We start from the raw sequence: 19,887 nt of genomic DNA, 5'->3' as shown, positions 1-19,887 counted from the left end.
TCTGAATGCCGGTGCCAATGGTGGCATCAGAGACTCACGCCGGTATCCCCAGGCACCAGCAGAGCGAGGCCATGCGGACGGCGACGCCGTGGGTGACCTGGCGGAGGACGGCGGAGCGCGGGCCGTCGGCGACATCCTGGTCCATCTCGATGCCGCGGTTGATCGGGCGGGGGAGCGGCTGGGGTCGGCCAAACAGGATGGAAACGCGGACGAGAGGGGGGACGGCCCGGGCGTTCTGGTGGTCGCGCGGGTGGAGCCGCGCGAGGGAAGGGTCGCGGTCTACAACCTTGAAGTCAGCAGGTACCACACGTACTTTGTGGGCAATAGAGGCGTGTGGGTGCATAACTCTTGTTGGCCAGAAGATCAGGTAGTCAAAAAGATGAAGCACGCTCCTCACTTTGGAGTATCTGACAGCCCGACCAAGGCTAATATTGCCAGCTTTATTTCCGCATTGGAAGAGCATCGTCGTACCGCAACGCTGATCACTAAGGGAACATATCGAGGAACCATCAAGGGCACGCATTATTATGAATCGACGACAGGTCTGTGGCAGTTCTTTGATGAATCCGATAAGTTTATAACTGGTTGGAAGCTCTATCCAAGTCAAATAAGGACTCTTTTGAGTGACGCCAATGTCAAGTAATGACGTTCGTAAAGCTCCGCTAAGAGGGCTTCTGCGCATCATCCGCGATGTGATGGAGCACAGGATGGATGCCATTGAAGGAAGGAACGCGTACTTTGACGAGAGGCACCGTGTGAGAGAGATCCTCGTCGCATCAGGCGATATGAAGCATGATGCCGCAATCGATGCTGCTGACGGCGCATTCACAGCGTTCGATGTCTGGCCCGACAGGGATATTCCAAGAGATCAGTGGGAGCCCGCGCTGCGACGCGACCTCGGCGAAGCGCTCCGCGTCATGGCCGAGTATGTCGAGAGCGATGAAGGATAATGGGTGTTGAGGGCTGTCGGCAAAGCGCTGCTCCTGGCGCGGGATTGCGGGTGTGGCATGGCCTCGGGCCGAGAATGAGCCGCGAGGAGGGAAGGGGAGAGCACTGACCCGGGGCGGGTCATTGGCACAGGAATCAAAAAGGAATGGGCACTGGTTCCGTTTCGCTACGCTCAACGGGAACCAGTGGCACCCCGAAACGAATCACGCCGGTATCCCCAGGCACCAACACAGCGAGGCCATGCGGACGGCGACGCCGTGGGTGACCTGGCGGAGGACGGCCGAGCGCGGGCCGTCGGCGACATCCTGATCCATCTCGATGCCGCGGTTGATCGGGCCGGGGTGGAGCACGACGGCGTGGGGCTTCAGCATGGCGGCTCGAGCGCTCGTGAGCGCGTACCCGTCGCGATAGGCACGCACCGACACAATGCTCGATGGCTTGACCGGCGCGGCACTCGCACCATGACCGGCCGCGCCGCCGCTTCCGCCACTCGCACCCTCGCCGCCGTGGCGCTCAAACTGCACGCGGAGCATCATCACGGCATCAACGGTCGGCAGCACGTTGTCGATGTCGTGCTCTACCTTGCAGCCGAGCGTGGACATCGACTTGGGCGCGAGCGTGGGCGGGCCGACCACGATGACCTGGGCCCCGAGCGCGCTGAGCGCGGCGATGTTGGACCGCGCGACGCGCGAGGAGATGACATCGCCGACGATCGCGATCGAGAGCCCGGTCAGGTCGAACGCCGCGCTGCGCCCGAGTGATTCGGCGATGGTGAGCGCATCGAGCAGGGCCTGGGTCGGGTGTTCGTGCTTGCCGTCGCCACCGTTGAGGACGGGGATCTTGGCGGGCTGGGCGATCTGGTGGGCCGCGCCGGATTGCTTGGCGCGGACGACGAGGGCGGCGGCGCCGATGGCCTCGACGTTGAGGGCGGTGTCGATGAGGGTTTCGCCCTTGCTGACCGATGAGCCACCGGAGGCCAGGTCGAGGGTGGTCGCGCCGAGGCGTTGGGCGGCCATGGTGAAGGAGAGGCGTGTGCGTGTGGAGTCTTCGAAGAAGAGGAGGCCGACGGCGCGTCCTTTGAGGATGTGGGAAAGGTCCGTGCGTCCCATCGCGGCGGGGATCATGGCGCGGGAGCGGGAGAGGAGCTCTTTGAGTTCGGCGGTGCCCATGCCGCGGAGGGCGAGGAGGTCGCGCGTCGGACGGGCCATCGTCCGCACCTGCTCCGGCGCGGCAACGGTCGTTCCCGCGTGGCGCGGGCCGGGCTTTGTCGCGCCAGTGGGATGATCGGTCGGCGCATCGGTTCGAGAGGCGACCTCTGCTCCGAGAGCGGGGCTCGTCGGTGCGTCCGTCTCGGGTGCGTCGCTCGATGGCGATGGGGAGGGCGCTCTTGGTCGTGGGCTCACGCCGAGATCGTACCCGCAGGAACCAGATGGCAGATCGACCGCGGGCAGATCGAGTCCGGACAGCCGGGGGTGCCGACCCGGGAACTTGGCAGGTCGGCGCACTGTCCCTCACGGGTTCGGATTCGGGATCTTGCCCATCGCGACCAGATCGATCCGGTCGAGGGCGATCCGCGCCTCGTGAGCGACCCGAGCGGGGCTCTTCGGATTCAGCATCACGGACTCGACCGCGCCACGGGCCGGGAGATACGCCCAGCGCGCGATCACCCGCAGCCCGAGTTCCGCCTCGCCCTCCGGCGCTGCACAGATCAACAAGGCCACACGCTCCAGAACGTCGGGCATCGGCGCGGACACGGAGCCCAGGAGATCGCGCAGGGCGATCCGCCTGACCGCGGCATCCGGATGCTCGAGTCGCGAGGCGGGGTGATCGATGCTCACGGATTGTCCGAAACGGGCTCGGCTTCGGGCTCGATCGGCTGCGATGAGGACGGTGACTCGCCGGCACGAATGAAGTAGAGCTCGGGTGTTGCGATCACGCCCTCGTTCCACTCCTGCACGCGCTTCACAGACCACGGCTGAAGACCACCCTCGAGCCAGACCGTGGATGAGCGATTGGTGCCGCGTCCCGTCGGCCAGACGATATCGACCTGTGCGCGGCTGTTCCGCACCCGCACGCCCGCGATGTGGTACGTCGGCAGCGATGAAGTCTCGACCATCACAGGACTGCCGCCCACGCGCTGGGCGACGTTCGCGTAGACGTCCGGCGGCGTGGTGATCGGCATGTTCACCGCAAAGCCGCCGCCCGCGGGAGGGTGCATCGCGAGCACGCGCTCGAGCGCGCGGACCATGACATCAACGGGGGCGCGCTCGCCCATGCTCTCGCGGGCGCGCTGCTCGGGCGTTGGGGGATACGAGTGGTAGCCGACACACCCCGCAAGGGTGAGAGAGGCCAGAAGCGAGCCACCGATTGCCGCGCGACGGAGATTGCTCATCCGAAGAACCGCCTTTCTCGAAGCCACTGGAGATGCGAGCGTGCGAACGCCCGTATCAGGAGTTTAGTCCACACAAACATCGAAGCCGCAGTCGACCGACGGTTCGGGGCTGCGATCGGCCTCGGACGACTACAGTCCACCGCTCATCCACAAGTGCTTGTGGATACGGCGGTTCGGAAGGGGATCCATCGTGCAATCCTGCCGCAAGTTCGTGCTTGGAATCTCGGGTGCTTCCGGTGCGGCGTACGCGCTGCGCCTGCTGGAGGTGCTGCTGGAGCAGGGGCACGAGGTTCATCTTGTCGTGAGCGAGTATGGCCAGCGGCTGTTGTTTGACGAGGCGGATATCCGGAAGCTCGAACTGGGGCAGTTGTGCCCTGGGCTGGCCTCACGACCTGAGGGGCCAGCAGCCGAAGCGCGGCTGATCATCCATCCGAACAAGGATGTGGGCGCGGTGATCGCGTCGGGTTCGTTCCTGCACGACGGGATGGTGGTGCTGCCTTGCTCATCGACATCGCTGGGAGCGATGGCGACGGGCGCGGGGAGCAACCTCTTGACGCGCGCCGCGATGGTGACGCTGAAGGAGCGGCGGCCACTGATCGTCTGCCATCGCGAGACACCCTTGAACCTGATCGATATCGAGAACATGCGGACGCTGACGCTTGCGGGCGCGATCGTGTGCCCGACGAACCCGGGGTTTTATCTCAACCCGCGTTCGATCGAAGAGATCGTCGACTTCATGGTGGGGAAGGTGCTGGACCTCTTGAAGGTGGAGCACGACCTGAAGACGAGGTGGGGGGTGGATGGGAAGGAGCCGGTGGTGAGGACGAATCCGGCCTGATCCTGATTCCAATGGAGCGACGGGCATCGCGGGTTCACTTCACCCCTCGTCCGTGGCTCGCATGACGTCCCAGCAGATGAAGCGATGTTCGCGCCCCGGCGCGTCATATGGCTCGACGATGCCTCGATCCACGAGTTTGTCGACGAGATTGCGTGCGCCGCCCCTCGAAACGCGGCACAACTGCTCGACGCGCGTGATAGTGAGGATCGGATGGTCGAAGAGCGCCTCGATCAGGTTCCGTAGCAGGACGCTGTCGCGCGGCTGCTGCACCAAAGCGATCAGGCGAGCGCGGACCTCCATCAGCAGCCCTATGCGGACGCGGGTGGAGATCGCCTGCTCGTGCAGTGCGTGCAGCACGAAGCCGATCCACTCTTCCCACGCTCCGCGCTCGCTCACTGCGAGAAGATGGTCGTAGTACTCCTGCCGGTGTGAGGCGAAGTACTCGCTGACATACATCCACGGCTGGGAGAGAACGCCTGCGCGGACAAGCGAGAGACCGATCAACAATCGGCCCAGGCGCCCGTTGCCGTCGTGGAACGGATGGATGGCCTCGAACTGATAGTGAGCCAGCGCGATCGACACGAGATCAGGGAGCCGCGGGCCGTCGTGCTGCCCGTTCATGAATCGCTCGAGATCGTGCATCGCGTCCTCGAGCGGCTGTCCAGGTGGGGCGGGGACGAAGCGGGCGCGAGCAAAGCCCATCCCCGCGCTGCCGATGTAGGCCTGCACCGAGCGGAACTCGCCGACACGTACGCGTGGATCGGCGGACGCCATCAGCTTGGCGTGCATCTCCTTGAGCAGGCGCGCACAAAGTGGCAGTTCAGAGCGCATGCCGTACTCCAGCGCCACGATGTAGTTCGCAACGTCGCGCGGATCATCACGATCCGCACGGAGACCGGACTGCTCCAACGCGATCTCTTCCGGCGTGGCGATCGTGTCCTCGATCTGCGACGACAGCCGCGCCTCGCGACGCCAGATCGGTGAGAGCAGGAGGTGCGGATTCGCAAAGCCCGCGGCGTCCCGCTCAAGACGCGCCACCGCTCGTTCGACATCTTGTAAGGCGGGCCAGAGCCGACCAACGAACCTCTCCCAGTCAAGGGGTGGAGGAAGGGGTCGGACAAGGAACGCGAACCCCGCGACGGCCGTGGCAACACCCTCGCCCCGCCTTTCCATCATGGCAGCGGGGACGAGCGTTCCGGGAGAGTTTGGGCCAAAGCGTGACGGTTCCATGTTCCCCCTCAGTCAGGGATAGCATAGTACGCTTTCGGCCACTAAAAGATAGTCCTGGGCTCAAAAGTATCTTTTCGACAGATGAAAGCGCACTATACAGCCACACAGAGCCACACGAGGTCCCAACCGACGCTTTTGTGCGTACTTTGTATGGTGACCTGCTTTACACTTCCGCCTCTTCCCGTTGCCGCGACTTCCACCGGGGTTTCTCCTCGGTCGGGTCGATGGTCATGCCGCCGAGGAGCCGCACCGAACCCTCGCCGAGCGAGGTGGTCACGTCGCGGACGAGGCCGGGGTCGAGCCGAACGATCGAAGGGCCCTTCGGCGTGAGGGTGACGAGTGCATCACTAGTCTCCACGACGACCTCGAAGGGGACGGAGGCGGGCGAACCCCGTTCGGCCTGGCGCGACGTGAGCGCGATCGACGCGCGTTCCGCGGCACGCTCGCCCGAGCCGTTCAAGTATGACTCGCGGAGCGTGACCCGCAGCTTGCCCCTGTCGAGCGGCACGCCGTCGATGGGCGCGAGACGATCGACGATGATCTGGGGATCGCCCCGCGACAGATCGATCCGCCCGAGCACGAAGAGCGGCGCGTCGCTCGCCAAGAGGTGCCCATACTTGAGGTAGGCGTCGGTGAAGACCACGGCCTCGGCGGTGCCGCCCAGATCCTCGATCGTCACAATCGCCATCTTCTGGCCGGCCGAGCGTCCGCTCTTGACGATCAGCGTGCGCGTGGACTGGGCGATCGCACCGACGACAACACGCTCATCCTGGCGTCGCGACGTGAGATCGGCGAGCTTCGCGGTCGCGAAAGTGTTGACCCAGTCGCTCCACTGCTGGAGCGGGTGGCTCGACACATAAAACCCCAGCTTCTCCTTCTCCTGCTTCAGCGTCTCGGCCTCGGTCCAGGGTGCGACACGGGCAAGCGGCGGCTCTTTGACCGTCTCGGGCGCGCTCGCGGCCTCGCCGCCGCCGAAACCGAACAACTGCGCCTGTCCCGCTGCCTTGTCCGCCGCCGCTCGCTGACCGGCGTTCACCGCCTGCTCGATCGTGGCGAGCATCGCGGCCCGATTCACACGCCCGTGTACCGAATCGAACGCGCCCGCCGCGATCAGCGACTCGATTGTCGCCTTGTTCACCGCGCCCTGCGGCACGCGCTCACAGAAATCAAAGAGAGAGCGGAAGGGCTTCCGGCGATTCTTGGACCCGGCGACTTCGTCAGTGCCGTCGCGCTCCTTGATGATCGCCTCGATCGCCTTCTCACCCGCGCCCTTGATCGCCCGCATGCCGAAGCGGATGTGACCACGCGAAGCAGTGCGGGGCTCATCATCCTCGTACGCAACCGCGAACTCCGACTGAGAGACGTTCACGTCCGGGGGCTTCACTTCCAGCCCGTCGCGGATGACATCGCCGGTGAGCGGGTCGATGGTGCGGGTCTTGCGGCAGTCGTCGAGGTAGGGCGTCCAATCAGCGATCTTCTGCGCTTGGCTCTCAAACGTCAGGAACGCGGCCATGTACTGCGCGGGGAAGTAGGTCTTGAGATACGCGGTCTGGTACGCGACGATGGCGTAGCCGGTGGAGTGGCTCTTGTTGAAGCCGTAGCCCGCGAACTTCAGGATCAACTCGAAGAGCTCTTCCGCGGCTTGCCTGGTCATGCCCTTCTGTGCCGCGCCATCGACGAAAATCGGGCGATTCTTACCGATCTCCTTCTCTTTCTTCTTGCTGATGGCCTTGATGAGAGAGTACGCGGACCGCAGCGGGATGCCGCCCAGTTCATGCACGATCTGCATGACCTGTTCCTGATAGACCATGACGCCGTAGGTCTCGCGCGTGAAGCGATCGACGATCTCGTGGATCTCGGGCACCTGCTCCGTACCGTGCTTACGCCGGTTGTAGTCGGGGATGAGATCCATGGGACCGGGGCGGAAGAGCGCGTTCGCCGCGATCAGGTCCTCGAGCCGGTCGGGCTTCATGTCAACGAGCAGCCGACGCATGCCCCCCGATTCAAACTGGAAGACGCCGGATGTGTCGCCCCGGCGGAACATCTGGAAGACCTTCTGGTCGTCGTAGGCAAGCCGCTCGAGGTCGAGAGGATGCGGGCCTCGCTTGGACGCCTTGTAGTCGGCCTCGCGTCCGACGGCCCGCCAGATCTCCGGCTCGTCGAGCGTCGATGTGATGAGCTTGCGGGCGCGTTCGATCACGCTCAGCGTGCGCAGCCCGAGGAAGTCCATCTTCAACAGGCCCATCTTCTCGCAGGTGGGGCCGTCCCACTGCGTGACGACCTCGTTCTCCTCCGAGCCGGACTGGCGATACAAGGGCACGATCTCGTGCAGCGGCCTTGTCGCGACGATCACGCCCGCGGCATGCACGCTCGCGTGCCTCGCCTGCCCCTCGATCGTCCGCGCATTGTCCATCACGCGGCGCACCAGATCGTCACGCTCGTACCACGCCTTGAGGTCCGGCTCCTGCTCGAGCGCGGCATCGAGCGTCATGCCGAGCTGCTCGGGGATCAGTTTGGCGAGCTTGTCCGCATCGGCGAGCGGCATGTCCATCACGCGGGCGACGTCGCGCACCGCCGCACGGGCCTTGAGCGTTCCGAACGTGATGATCTGCGCGACGTGGCCGTACTTGGCGCGGACGTAGTTGATGACGTCGGCGCGGCCGTCCTGGCAGAGGTCGATATCGATGTCGGGGTATTCGCTGCGATCGGGGTCGGTGAAGCGTTCGAAGAGCAGGCCGTAGCGGACGGGGCAGGCGTTGGAGAGGCCGAGCACGAAGCCGACCATGGTGCCGACACCCGAGCCACGGGCGTTGGCGGGGATGCCGCGCTGGCGGCCCCATGAAACAAAGTCCCACACGATGAGGAAGTACGCGGAGATGTTCTTGTCCGCGAGAATCTTGAGTTCTCGCTCGAGGCGCGCGGTGTTCGGATCGTCAACGCCCTGGCTCCCCGGCTTCACGCCGTAACGCCAGACGAACCCGGCCTCTGAGAGCAGGCGCAGGGCCCGATCACACGCCTCCTTCGCCTCGTCGAGTTCGTCGGCGGTCGGCGTGCGATCGAAAGGGACAACCTCGAACTTCGAGCAGTAGTCGTTGTACCAGGCGGTCAGGTCGTTGGCGTACCTCGCGTCGTCGTGGCGGGGCAGATCCTTCAGGTGGGGCACGCGGACCCGGACCATCGGCGCGTTGTTCTTCCCGAGGGGCAGCTCGACGTTGCACGCCTCCGCGATCCTCACGGTGTTGTCGCACGCCTCGCGCCCGATGTCGTGGTACTCGCCCTCGAACAACTCACGCATCTCGGACGGGCTCTTGACGTACAACTCCGCCGGGTAGTGCATCCGGTTCGGTTCGCTCTTGAGCTTGCCCGTCGAGATGCAGATCAGCGTATCGTGCGCGTCGTGATCCTCGGCCTTCAGAAAGTGAGAGTCGTTGTCGCACACGAGCGGCAGGTCGAACTCACGCGCGAGCGCCACCAGATGCGGGTTGATCGAGTTCTGCTCCGAGATGTGGTGCTGCAACTCGATATAAAACCGGGGAATCGGCGCGTCCCCCTGCGCAAAGACCCGCTTGTGCCACGCCGCGCTCTCGCGTGCCGCTTCCAGATGCTTCCGATCTCTCCCGCGCTCATAGTCGAGCAGGTGGTCGCCGATCTCGCTGCCGAGGTGCCCGTTGATCGCGATCAGCCCCGCCGCGTGCTTCTCCAGCAGCTCGCGATCGATGCGGGGTTTGTAATAAAAGCCGGTGAGAAAGGCCTCGCTGCAGAGGACAAGAAGGTTGTTCCAGCCCTCGTTGTTCATGGCCAGGAGCACGAGGTGGAAGCCGCCCTCGCCGCCGCCGGTGTAGGTGCGGTCGGTGCGCGGCTTGTCGGGGGGCGTGACGTAGGCCTCGACGCCGAGGATGGGCTTGATACCCGCGGCCTTGGCCTGCGAGTAGAAACTGACCGCGCCGAACATGTTGCCGTGATCGGTCACGGCGACGGCGGGCATGCCGAGTTCCTTCACGCGCGCGATCAACTTATCGACGCGATTGCCTCCGTCGAGCAGCGAGTACTCGGTGTGCAGATGGAGGTGGACGAACTGTTTCTCGCGCTGGATCTCCATTCCCGCGCTCACTCCTCCTGCCTCCTTGCCCTTCGCTTCCGCCATCGCTCGCTCCGCGTGTGTGTGAGCCGGCCCGCCGCTCCGCAGGACGCCTGATCCATTGTATCGGACCCGGCGTTCGCCCCACCCCGGTAGCGTCCCATCAGAGCGCAGTTGACAGCCCATCCACGCGGATTTCTCCGTGATCGGGCGTGTCGCGGTTTCCCCACTTTCACCAGCCCGCACCCCGCAACCGGGTTCGGCTCCGGGATCGCCCGGCAAGTGGCCGCATGCCTGTTTGCATGGCATCTCTTGGGTGTGAGCGACGGACGCTCGCGACACAATACCAAAGCACGAGGAGAAAGAACATGATGAAGACCATTCTCACCGCCGCCGCCATCGCCACCGTCGCCGGAGCCGCTTCGGCCGACATCGTCAACATGAAGTTCGTCGGCACCGGCGCGGGCCAGAACGTGAAGTGGCGACTCAACGGGGGCAGCGAGACCAGCACCTTCGCAGGCCAGTTGCGCCACGATATCTCCAGCGGCACCGGCATCGGCGCAGACTGGGTCGGCGAACACCTGACCTACTGCACCGACATCTACCAGTACGTCTCCACCTCCTACAAGACCTTCGACATCGTCTCACTCGACACCGCCCCGAACAGCAGCCCCATGGGCGCAGGCCGTGCACAGGCCCTCTATGACGTCTTCAGCATCTACGCACCCATGGTCATCGAGGCCGGCATCAACAATGAGTTCGCCGCGGCATTCCAGATCGCGATCTGGGAGATCGTCACAGACTTCAACCCCGGCGTCGGCATCTCTTCGCTCAACGTCGATTCCGGCAACTTCAAGCTGACGAAGGTGAATGGATCCTCCTCTCGCTCCGCCGCGTTCAACAACCACCTCGCCGACATCTTCGGAGCGATCGGCGCGGGTGCCTCGACCAACCTCGTCGCACTCACCAACGGCGGAGCCCAGGACCAGCTCTTCTACATCCCCGCCCCCGGACCGCTCGCCCTCGCCGGCACCGGCTTGTTCATGCTCGCTCGTCGCCGCCGCTGATCGATCGGCACAGTCCGCCCCAACAACGTCCAGATGCGTCGGCCCGACAGGGCCGACGCATCATTCCGCCCACCCCGAAACTCACGAACAGAATTCTCTTCTCTTGCGGATTCGCTTTGTGTAGACTCGGTGCGTCGCACGTCTTGCGACGCATAACCCATAGGTGTGAGTGAGCGAACCTCGCTCAACTCAGCAACGCCGGCGAAGCCGACGGACTTCGTCGGCGTCTCTCTTTGGACGCTCACCCGGGCGAAACGAGCGTGCACCCGCTGGCCCGCGACCGCCTCGCCCGTGCCCTGCGCACCCGTCGCGAGGCTCGCCGAATCGAACGCCGATCCGCGAGCGGCTCCTCAAGGGTCAACTCGACACGCGAGCTCGCCATGAGGACGCGGAGTGCGGCCTCGTCAAGTTCTATCGGGTTGCCGAACGAGTCCAGCCCCGAGGGGAAAACAGTACCAACGATGCACAAAACGCATCCCTTTCTTGCCCCGAAACGAGTGAGTAGCCGCGTTCGCGGCAGAGTGCCGCTCGCGTGTGTACGCCACACGCCCGACCCGGGTTGCACGACGCCCGACGACTTTCTCACCCGAGGCCCGTTCTCGGACGATCTCGCTTCATCGCGCGAAGCCGGCCATGAAGAGCGCGACATCGTTCTCGTCGAGCGCGCCGTCGCCCGTGAGGTCCGCGCTCATATCGCCGGAGCCGAAGGCGTCGAAGAACGTGAGGAAATCAAGAATGTCGATCTCGCCGCTCCCGTCGAAGTCCGCAGGTGAGACCACGATGCCGATCGAGGCCGCAGGCATCAGCGTCACGGGCCTGATCTCATCGAGCGCGACAACGAGGAATCGATCGTGCCCGGTGCCCGCGTCTGGTCCGTGCAGCGCAACGCGATACACCCCGCCCCCGATCGCTTCCGGCACACCGATCTCAGAGAGTTCATCGGAGCCCGATGCGTGCTCAACCAGCAGTGCGCCGGGCTCGATCGTGATCGGCTCGCCCCGCCAGTCGAGTAGTTCGATCGTCATCACCACGCGTCCATCGGTCGGCAACGCGGGCGCATCGAACCACACGCGGGACGCGACCGCATCCGGACGCCCGACGAGGGCCGCACGCCACGCGTCGTACATCGTCTGCAGCGTGAACACCGGCTCCGGGTCGGAGGCCACGGTGTTGGCGACGTTGAAGTTCATGAAGTAATCGCCGGTTGCGCATCCGCTCCCGTCGTTCCACGCCGCGGGACCGTTCGATTCCACCACGATGATGGACTGGACACCCCCGCCGACAGCGACGACATCCGGCGTTCCATCGTCGTTCATGTCCTCGAGTTCAAGGTCGAGCAGCCCGTCATTGACGGAGAACGATGTACGGAGCGCGAACCCGCCCGCGCCGTTCCCCTCGTACACGCGGGCGCGACGATCCGTCGCCGCGGTCACGACGATATCGACCAGCCCGTCCCCCGTGACATCCAACGCGCGGAGCCGCGTCGGCGCAGAGGGCGATCCGATCGTCGTCCGCGTGAACGCCCCAGCGCCGTTGTTGGTCAGGATGCTCAGCGCGTTCGAGCCGCGATCCGCCGTCGCCAGGTCAAGATCGCCGTCGCCGTCCAGATCGGCCATGCACATGTCGGTCGGGTTCTCGCCGATCGTAATCGCCGCAGAGACCGCGAACGCGCCCGCGCCGTCGTTCCTCAGAATCGACACACGCCTCGCGCCGTTCACAAGCACCGCCAGATCAACGTCCCCGTCGCCGTCGAAGTCGCCCGCGAAGATCGACGATGGCGCCGAGCCGACCGTCCTCCTCGTCTGAGCCCCGAGCGTCCCGCCGATGTTCAGATAGATCGACACATCGTTCGACAACTGGTTCGTGCACGCCGCATCAACCAGCCCATCGCCGTTGAAGTCGCCCGTGGCGACCAGACGCGGCCCATCGCCCGCAGCAAACACCATCGGCGCGCCGAACGTGCCGTCGCCGTTCCCGGGCTGCACGACCAGAGAGTCCGCGCCATACGCCGCAGCGACGATGTCGGGCACACCATCGCCCGTGATATCCGCGATCGCGACCCCTCGGGTGTCCGCGCCGGAGGGATACGCCACCTGCTCTCTGAACGTGACGAACGCGTCGCCGGGCTCGCGCGCGTTCAGCAGAACGATCGTCGTGCCGTCGGAGCACGTCACGACATCCGCGCGCCCGTCGCCGTCGACATCGCCGATCGCAAGATCGAAGGGCCTGCTCCCCGCCCGGATCACGCTGTTGCACCCCGGCGTATCGCCATCGCGTGAGATCAGCATGTACGCGATGTGCGCGCTCTTGGCGAAACTCGGGGGCGGAGCCCCGCACCCCGTCGGCCCACCCGACCCCGGGCACGAGCAACGCCCGTCGCCACCCATGGATCGCGCGGCCTCCATCGATGCCATCAGCTTCGCCGCGATATCGCCCGGCGTGTCGATGATCGCCTGCACGGCGTTCGTCACAACCGGCTCGCCAGTCAGCACGTTCCCCTGCACGGCGTAGACCAAATCTCCCAACTCACCGCCCTGCGTGATCACACCGATCTGCCCGCCCGCCCACGCGCCCGCACCCGTGCCGCTGAACGTCGCGGCTCGGCCGCGCGTGTCCGCGATCCCGTACTGGCGCGTCTGGTGACCGGAATCAAAGACCGAGAGTGCCGCAAGAATGTCGTCCGGGTGCGCCCCCTGCACCAGCATGTCCCGCACCTTCACACGGTTCTGCCCGCTGCCGTCAACAAATGACTGTGCCGTCGCGGCCCCGACACCCGGGATCAGCACCGGCGTGTTGACTCGCAAGTCAAACCCCGTCAGACACGTCGCCGAGGCAACGCCGATCTCGCCGGTCCGCGTGTCGATGATGATGATCGACCACGTCGCAGAGGCGGTGCCCGCGACCCCGAGGAGCATCGCGCCCGTCGCCATACCGACCATCGCACGCGTCTTCATATCCCACAACTCCCGCCTGGCCCAACACCTCGCACGCAACTACGGCTCCCGCATGAACCTACACCATTTCGGCACGACGGGGAAGGGGATTCGCAACAGACCTCGAAAAGTCGCCCCGGCAATCGATCCCCCTTCCCGCGCCGACCTTTGACCGAACCTTCCTCCGGCCTACCATCCCTTCCCGCTCGGGCTGCGCCCGGGCGTTGCCGCTGTAGCTCAGTGGTAGAGCGCACCCTTGGTAAGGGTGAGGTCGTGGGTTCAAATCCCACTAGCGGCTCTTCTGGTGGTCCCGCGGTCGGGCTTGGGAAGGCCCCGCCCGTGACGGCTACACTTGTCCCCCTTCCGGCGCGTGGCCGGACGGCACTTGGACGCCTCGGATTCATCACCGAGCGCCCTCGGCGTCGCGCATCTCATACACATCCCCACACCGCCGGGGTGGTCAGGCGGGCATCGGCCCGATCCCTTTCCCCCGGGCGACGAACAAACGGTTGGAGAACAGTCATGGCAAAGGGCGTCTTCGAGAGAACAAAGCCACACGTCAACGTCGGCACCATCGGCCACATCGACCATGGCAAGTCGACCCTCACCGCCGCCCTCTCCGCCCGCTCCGCGGCTCGGTTCGGCGGCATCATCAAGTCTTACGCCGACATCACCAAGGGCGGCACCGTCCGTGACGCCAACAAGACCGTCACCATCGCCTCCTCCCACACGGAGTACGAGACCGAGAAGCGCCACTACGCACACGTGGACTGTCCCGGCCACGCCGACTTCGTCAAGAACATGATCACCGGTGCCGCACAGATGGACGGCGCCATCCTCGTCGTCTCCGCGGCTGACGGCCCCATGCCCCAGACCCGCGAGCACGTCCTCCTGGCCCGCCAGGTCGGCGTCCCCTACATCGTCGTCTTCCTCAACAAGGTCGATCTCGTCGACGACCCCGAGCTCCTCGAGCTCGTCGAGATGGAGATCCGCGAACTCCTCAACAAGTACGAGTTCCCCGGCGACAAGACCCCCATCATCCGCGGACAGTCCAAGGCCGCCCTTGAGAACCCCAAGGACGACGCCATCTGCAAGCCCATCGATGAGCTCTTCGAGGCCATCGACACCTGGATCCCCGAGCCCACCCGCGAGATCGACAAGCCCTTCCTCATGTCCGTCGAAGACGTCTTCTCGATCAAGGGCCGCGGCACCGTCGCCACCGGCCGTATCGAGCGCGGCATCATGAAGGTCGGCGACCCCGTCGAGATCGTCGGGCTCCGCTCCGACAGCAAGACCTCCGTCATCACCGGCGTCGAGATGTTCAACAAGACCCTCGACTCAGGACAGGCCGGCGACAACGTCGGCGCACTCCTCCGTGGCGTTGAGAAGAACGACGTCGAGCGCGGCCAGGTCCTCTGCAAGCCCGGCTCCATCAAGCCCCACACCCAGTTCAAGGGCGAGGTCTACATCCTCACCAAGGAAGAGGGTGGTCGTCACACGCCGTTCTTCAACGGCTACCGCCCCCAGTTCTACTTCCGCACCACCGACGTCACCGGCGCCTGTGCCCTCCCGACCGGCGTCGAGATGTGCATGCCCGGCGACAACGTCACCATGACCATCGACCTCGGCGACAAGCCCGTCGCCATGGAGCCCGGCGTCCGCTTCGCCGTCCGTGAGGGTGGCAAGACCATCGGCTCCGGCGTCGTCACCGAGATCATCAAGTAAGTCTCGACCACGACTGGACATACAGTTGATTTCTTGGAAGCCCGCCGCACTCCGGCGGGCTTCTTTTTCTGCGCACGATAACGGGCCGGTCACTTCAACCCTCTGCCACGCCCTTCCATGCGCACAACGCCCTCACGCTACACTGATGAACGACACGGTCGTCGATGCTGCCCCAAAGAGGATTATCGCCATGAACTCACTTCTGCTGTGGGCTTTCGGTGGGTCATTGATCTGCGCCGCTTCGATGGGAGACACATCGCCACCTGCCATCGACCAGCGAGCAGGAGCGTCAGACCTCTCCAACCCCGCACACTTCGACCTCGTCGATTGCATCAATCCGCTCGGGTATGACGGGCTCGATCCCTCGATCCGCGAACGTGATGTCGCGCGCGTCCTCGCCGCGCTCCGAGAGCACGCAAACGTCGATCGCTGGCCGACACGCGAGGTTGCGCATGCCGTGGATCTCAAGGGGTATCCCGAGAGCGTTCAGATCGAATCGCGGCGTGAGCCAGTACCCATCTACCTGATTGTCGATCCCCGCGCCATCGACGAGGCGTGGGAACATGCCGATGCCAAGGTTACCGGCACTGCTCGATATCTTCCATTTGATAAGAAGGATGCCCACATCGTTGTCGCCTTCTTTGAGCCAGTTGTCTTACAAAGCAACCTCTCTCTGCCGTGGCCATCCTGGGGCGAAAATGCGTGGAGTTCCGAGCGCGGTCCCCGCTTCTATGGAATGCACCAGCATCGCTGGGGGGCGGCTTCCACAACTGTTGTTGCTTGGAATGTCGTCATGCGCGCTGGTCTGGAACGGCAAGGCGTGAAGCTGCACACACTCACATATGTCGCCCATGTATCTGAGAACGTCTGGAGGGTCATGCCAAACTGGCAAAGAGAGCGGCAACCCCCGGCCACACGAGGCACGCTCGTCTTCCCGCTCTGGGAGAGCGTCGGCTTGCTCCGCCCTGACGATGGCACACACCGCACCACCCCATTGAGCGCGACGGTTCAAGCACGCGAGCCAGCCGCGGCAATCCCGGAGGCCCCCGGGTTCATTCTTCCAGGTCTGATCACGAAGGCAGGCGACAGACCTAGGCGCGAGTTCGTCGTCCTCCCCGAGACCCTCGCCACCCTCCCCGTCCCGGTTGCCACCTTCACCCTCGCCCCCGGCTCACGCCCCCTTGCCGAAGACTACATCCTTGACATTGGAATTCCTCTCAACAGTGATGGTTTGGTGGCTGTCTGTATCTTCGCCACGATCACAGACGAGCAACTGGCCGCGCTCGCCGCGGCCCTGACCAAGTGAACTGCCGCCCGGGCCGCGCTTCCCGTACCGTTGATCGCCCCCTGCATGCGCCTACCATCCAGACCGGCGAAGAGTTGGGCTCTTCCCGCTCTGTCGTATTGTCAGGTCCGCGTGTCTGCGGCCCGGTTTCCCTCCGGTCCGCGTCATGAATCGAGAGTAACCATGGCGAAGAAAAAGGGCATGGCCCGCGAGTACGTCTGGCTGCAGTGCAGCGAGTGTGGCGACCTCAACTACCGCACCGAGGTCAACACCAAGGGCGGTATGCCCGAGAAGATGAAGGCCGGGCTCAGCAAGTACTCCCCCCGCCTCCGCAAGCACACACTGCATAAGGTCAAGCGGAAGTAATCCGTTCTGACTTGGCCATGTGGCCCTTTGCCATCTGGCTCTTTCGCTACGCCGGTAGCTCAATTGGCAGAGCAGCGGATTCCAAATCCGCAGGTTGCGGGTTCGATTCCCTCCCGGCGTGTTCGTTCTTCACCCGATCGCGTCGCACGCGACCACTCCGGACCTGATTCCGCCGAGCACACGCCCGCCACACCAACAGGCGGACGCACTCGCCCGGCGACGGACCACCCCGTATGAACCTTCGACTGTACAAGCCGGGACAGGGCTACTGGATGCGGGTGATCACCGCGGCGTTCTTCGGAACGCTCATCCTCGCCGCCGCCGCATGGCTCTGGAACGAGTCCAAGGCCATCGCCCTCCCCACCAAGGGCTACGTCATCCCCGTCGAAGGTGTCCCCGAGGGCGTCTCCCTCTCGACCGGCGAGACCCTGACGCTCCTGGCCGACAACTTCGAGTCCACCGGCCCCGCACGCATCACCATCGGCACCAGCACCATCGCGTCCGCCGAAACCACCTCCGCCGGCGCCAACATCATCAGCACCAAGGTCGCGGTCGAAGCCGGACGAGAGGCCTTCGACGCCTCCAGATTCCTCATCACGCCCGCCTCCGGCACGCCCTACGAGGTCCGGCTCTACGGCAACATGCAGCCGATCCCCATCTTCGATCCGCAATACCTCCAGGTCGGGCTCGCCGCAACCACCATCCTCATCGGGGCCGCGCTCCTGCTCTACTTCGTCAGCGCCAACCCGCGGACCGGCGAGTTCCTGATCGCCACCGACGGCGAGATGAAGAAGGTCAACTGGTCCACACGCAAAGAGGTCATCGGCTCCACATGGGTCGTCGTCACGACCTGCTTCCTCCTCGCCGGAATCCTCTTCGTTGTTGACTTCGGCCTGGCCTCGTTCTTCGACCTCATCGGCATCATCGACAAGTAACGCCCCTCTGAACTCCCGGCCGCGCACGCGCCAACCACACGCGTCAACCCAAGGAGCGGATCACATGCCCGTCCCACCCAACGCCGAACAGCACGAGCACGACGCCTCCGCCGCGGCTCCAGCGCCCGCGCCCGAGCGCTCCGACGTGCTCTCCGGCGAGGAGCCCGTCCGCCAGCCCGGCATGAACTGGTTCGTCCTGCGCGTCGCCTCCAACAAAGAGTCCTCCGTCCGCGAGACCCTCCTCCGCAAGGTCCAGATCGAACGCATGACCCACCTCGTCGGACGCATCCTCGTCCCCACCGAGAAGACCAAAACCATCAAGGGCGGCAAGCAGCGCATCACCGAGACCAAGCTCTACCCCGGCTACGTCTTCGTCGAGATGAAGCTCGAAGACGACGGACGCATCCCCCAGGACGTCTTCTTCCTCATCAAAGAGACCACCGGCGTCGGCGACTTCGTCGGCACCGCCGGACGCCCGACACCGATGCAGGACCACGAGATCGAGAAAATGCTCCTCGACTCGCGCAAGCCCGAAGACCAGCCGACCATCAAACTCTCCTTCGACAAGGGCGAGCACGTCACCATCAAGGAAGGCCCCTTCCAGGGATACGAGGGCACGGTCGACGAACTCCTCCCCGACAAGGGACTCGTCCGCGTCCTCGTCACCATCTTCGGCCGCCAGGCGCCCATCGAGATCGAAGAGTGGCAGATCGGCAAGACCGACGAAACCTGAGCCGGGTGCCACCAGTTCCCGTCGCGACCTTGGGGGCGCGACAGAACTGGTGCTCTTCTCTGTTCTCCGTTGCCCGTGCCGCGTCTCGTCTCGCGCAAGACCACGCAACAAACCAAGTCCGACAAAAGGGAGCCCCGGGCGCAAGAGCATTTTGCGCCATGTGTTCCAAGGGTTTCCATTGTGGAGACTTGCGCGATCTGATGGCTCATGCCATGCTCGGTCCCACTGGTGGAGCTGCCAGACAGGAGACCGAGCATGGACAACGCGAGTTGGAGGGTGTTGGCGGCGAGCGTGCGGAAGCTGGATCGGAGCCCGCGTGGCGGTCGCTTCACCTTCACCGATGCGGACATCGTGCTGACCTTTCTCTGGGCCGTCTTGCACCGACGACCCACCTCCTGGGCGTGCCGACGCGATGCATGGCCGTTGTGGCGGCGTGGTCGATTGCCCTCGCCAAGCAGGATGAGCCGGCGGCTGAGAACCACCAGCGTCCAGGCGTTACTTGCCGCGGCGGAGGCGGAGAATCTGGTCTCTGCATCGGGAGCGTTGGTGCTGGCTCTTGACGGCAAGGCCCTGCGCGTCGCCTCGCACTCCGGAGACCGGACCGCGACCTTCGGCGCATGGGGACTGCGCGGCTACAAGCTCCATGCGATCTGCGATCTCGCGGGCTCGATCGTCTCCTGGCGTCTCACGCCCATGCACTGCCATGAAGCAGTGATGGCCAAGCGGATGATGCGAGACATGGAGTTGAACGGGTATGTGCTGGCCGACTCGAACTACGACAGCGTGAAGCTCTATGAACTCTGCGCGTGCAAGGGCGGACAACTGGTGGTTCCGCGGAAGGACTGCCGCGTGGGTCGCGGCGTGCGGCGGTCCGGAACGCATCCGGACCGCCGTCGAGCCATCGACATGCTGGAGCAGAGCATGACGGGCTTCGGCAGGGGCCTGCTGTCACTCCGGCGCGTGATCGAGCGTGTGTTTGCACGCCTGGAAATGACCCACCATGTGGGGCTTATCCCGCCGCACGTGCGCGGCATCGAGCGGGTCCGTCGATGGATCCAAGCCATCATCATCCTTGATCGACACACACAGGCAATGAAGCGATGACGCAAAAAGCTCGCAAGCCCGGGGTTCTTTGTTTCGCCGCCGCGGCTGCCCGATGCAAGCACTCGCCCCCGCCTCCCACCACCCCCCCACTCACTCCCCGAGCCACACTCCCACCCCAATCTTCATCCGAGAATCCGGTAATTCACTGGCACGACCGGGAATCGTGTGGCATGCTTCCATCAGAGGTTCGGGAGGGGTGAGGGCCTGTTGGCCTCCGGGGTGACTGTCTCCGGGGGCGGGTGGCTGCTGATGC

16 protein-coding genes and 2 tRNA genes are annotated in these 19,887 nt (G+C 64.7%); 12 read left to right on the top strand and 6 right to left on the bottom strand.

Translation table 11 applies throughout. From position 1 onward, the window contains the following. Positions 1-88 precede the first annotated feature (88 nt). Together KF838_13355 and KF838_13350 are read left to right on the top strand one after the other, a co-directional pair. Positions 89-643: a hypothetical protein gene (locus KF838_13355; protein QYK47764.1), complete on the top strand. Its 555-nt coding sequence runs from the start codon at positions 89-91 to the stop codon at positions 641-643. Between the two features lie 64 nt (positions 644-707). Further along, positions 708-950, top strand: a complete 243-nt coding sequence (locus KF838_13350; protein ID QYK47763.1) for a hypothetical protein — start codon at positions 708-710, stop codon at positions 948-950. Positions 951-1,151: 201 nt separating this feature from the next. Here KF838_13350 and KF838_13345 read toward each other — a convergent pair whose 3' ends face one another. From KF838_13345 to KF838_13335, 3 genes are all read right to left on the bottom strand, one after another. Next, a complete protein-coding gene (locus tag KF838_13345) occupies positions 1,152-2,351 on the bottom strand; it encodes an aspartate carbamoyltransferase (GenBank protein QYK47762.1) in 1,200 nt (399 codons plus the stop codon). Between the two features lie 108 nt (positions 2,352-2,459). Then, positions 2,460-2,786, bottom strand: coding sequence for a hypothetical protein (locus KF838_13340; protein ID QYK47761.1), 327 nt, complete (start codon positions 2,784-2,786; stop codon positions 2,460-2,462). Continuing rightward, positions 2,783-3,340, bottom strand: a complete 558-nt coding sequence (locus KF838_13335) for a hypothetical protein (GenBank protein ID QYK47760.1) — start codon at positions 3,338-3,340, stop codon at positions 2,783-2,785. The genes KF838_13340 and KF838_13335 overlap by 4 nt, the downstream gene beginning before the upstream one ends. A gap of 190 nt (positions 3,341-3,530) precedes the next feature. Between KF838_13335 and KF838_13330 the strand changes: the two genes are divergently transcribed. Beyond that, the gene (locus tag KF838_13330) at positions 3,531-4,178 is read left to right on the top strand and encodes a UbiX family flavin prenyltransferase (protein ID QYK47759.1); all 648 of its coding nucleotides are present in this window, start codon (positions 3,531-3,533) and stop codon (positions 4,176-4,178) included. Positions 4,179-4,217: 39 nt separating this feature from the next. Here the strand turns inward: KF838_13330 and KF838_13325 are convergent, their stop codons facing one another. Together KF838_13325 and dnaE are read right to left on the bottom strand one after the other, a co-directional pair. After that, a complete protein-coding gene (locus tag KF838_13325) occupies positions 4,218-5,408 on the bottom strand; it encodes a Fic family protein (protein ID QYK47758.1) in 1,191 nt (396 codons plus the stop codon). 163 nt (positions 5,409-5,571) lie between these two features. After that, positions 5,572-9,552 carry a DNA polymerase III subunit alpha gene (gene dnaE / locus KF838_13320; GenBank protein ID QYK47757.1) on the bottom strand — a complete coding sequence of 1,327 codons (3,981 nt, stop codon included), beginning with the start codon at positions 9,550-9,552 and terminating at the stop codon, positions 5,572-5,574. A gap of 302 nt (positions 9,553-9,854) precedes the next feature. Here dnaE and KF838_13315 point away from each other — a divergent pair, with 302 nt between their 5' ends. After that, positions 9,855-10,553, top strand: coding sequence for a hypothetical protein (locus tag KF838_13315; protein QYK47756.1), 699 nt, complete (start codon positions 9,855-9,857; stop codon positions 10,551-10,553). A gap of 614 nt (positions 10,554-11,167) precedes the next feature. Here the strand turns inward: KF838_13315 and KF838_13310 are convergent. Beyond that, positions 11,168-13,507, bottom strand: coding sequence for a VCBS repeat-containing protein (locus KF838_13310; GenBank protein ID QYK47755.1), 2,340 nt, complete (start codon positions 13,505-13,507; stop codon positions 11,168-11,170). A 205-nt stretch (positions 13,508-13,712) separates the two neighbouring features. Between KF838_13310 and KF838_13305 the strand changes: the two genes are divergently transcribed. The 8 genes from KF838_13305 to KF838_13270 all read left to right on the top strand — a co-directional run bounded on the left by KF838_13305 (position 13,713) and on the right by KF838_13270 (position 19,634). Next, positions 13,713-13,784, top strand: a tRNA-Thr gene (locus KF838_13305). A 224-nt stretch (positions 13,785-14,008) separates the two neighbouring features. Further along, positions 14,009-15,211 (top strand): elongation factor Tu, encoded by a 1,203-nt coding sequence (gene tuf / locus KF838_13300; protein QYK47754.1) that lies wholly within the window; start codon positions 14,009-14,011, stop codon positions 15,209-15,211. 190 nt (positions 15,212-15,401) lie between these two features. Further along, positions 15,402-16,517 carry a hypothetical protein gene (locus tag KF838_13295; protein QYK47753.1) on the top strand — a complete coding sequence of 372 codons (1,116 nt, stop codon included), beginning with the start codon at positions 15,402-15,404 and terminating at the stop codon, positions 16,515-16,517. Positions 16,518-16,679: 162 nt separating this feature from the next. Further along, complete coding sequence (gene rpmG, locus KF838_13290) at positions 16,680-16,862, top strand: 50S ribosomal protein L33 (protein ID QYK47752.1); 183 nt, start codon at positions 16,680-16,682, stop codon at positions 16,860-16,862. Between the two features lie 48 nt (positions 16,863-16,910). Next, positions 16,911-16,983: transfer RNA gene (locus KF838_13285), tRNA-Trp, on the top strand. Between the two features lie 112 nt (positions 16,984-17,095). After that, positions 17,096-17,797, top strand: coding sequence for a preprotein translocase subunit SecE (gene secE, locus KF838_13280; GenBank protein QYK47751.1), 702 nt, complete (start codon positions 17,096-17,098; stop codon positions 17,795-17,797). A 64-nt stretch (positions 17,798-17,861) separates the two neighbouring features. After that, complete coding sequence (gene nusG / locus KF838_13275) at positions 17,862-18,530, top strand: transcription termination/antitermination factor NusG (GenBank protein QYK47750.1); 669 nt, start codon at positions 17,862-17,864, stop codon at positions 18,528-18,530. A 255-nt stretch (positions 18,531-18,785) separates the two neighbouring features. Then, a complete protein-coding gene (locus KF838_13270; GenBank protein ID QYK47749.1) occupies positions 18,786-19,634 on the top strand; it encodes a transposase in 849 nt (282 codons plus the stop codon). Positions 19,635-19,887 lie beyond the last annotated feature (253 nt).

The organism is Phycisphaeraceae bacterium (assembly GCA_019454185.1).
Lineage (GTDB): Bacteria > Planctomycetota > Phycisphaerae > Phycisphaerales > UBA1924 > JAHBWV01.
The sequence above is the reverse complement of the archived record's forward strand: the minus strand, read 5'-3'. Positions and strand labels throughout refer to the sequence as shown.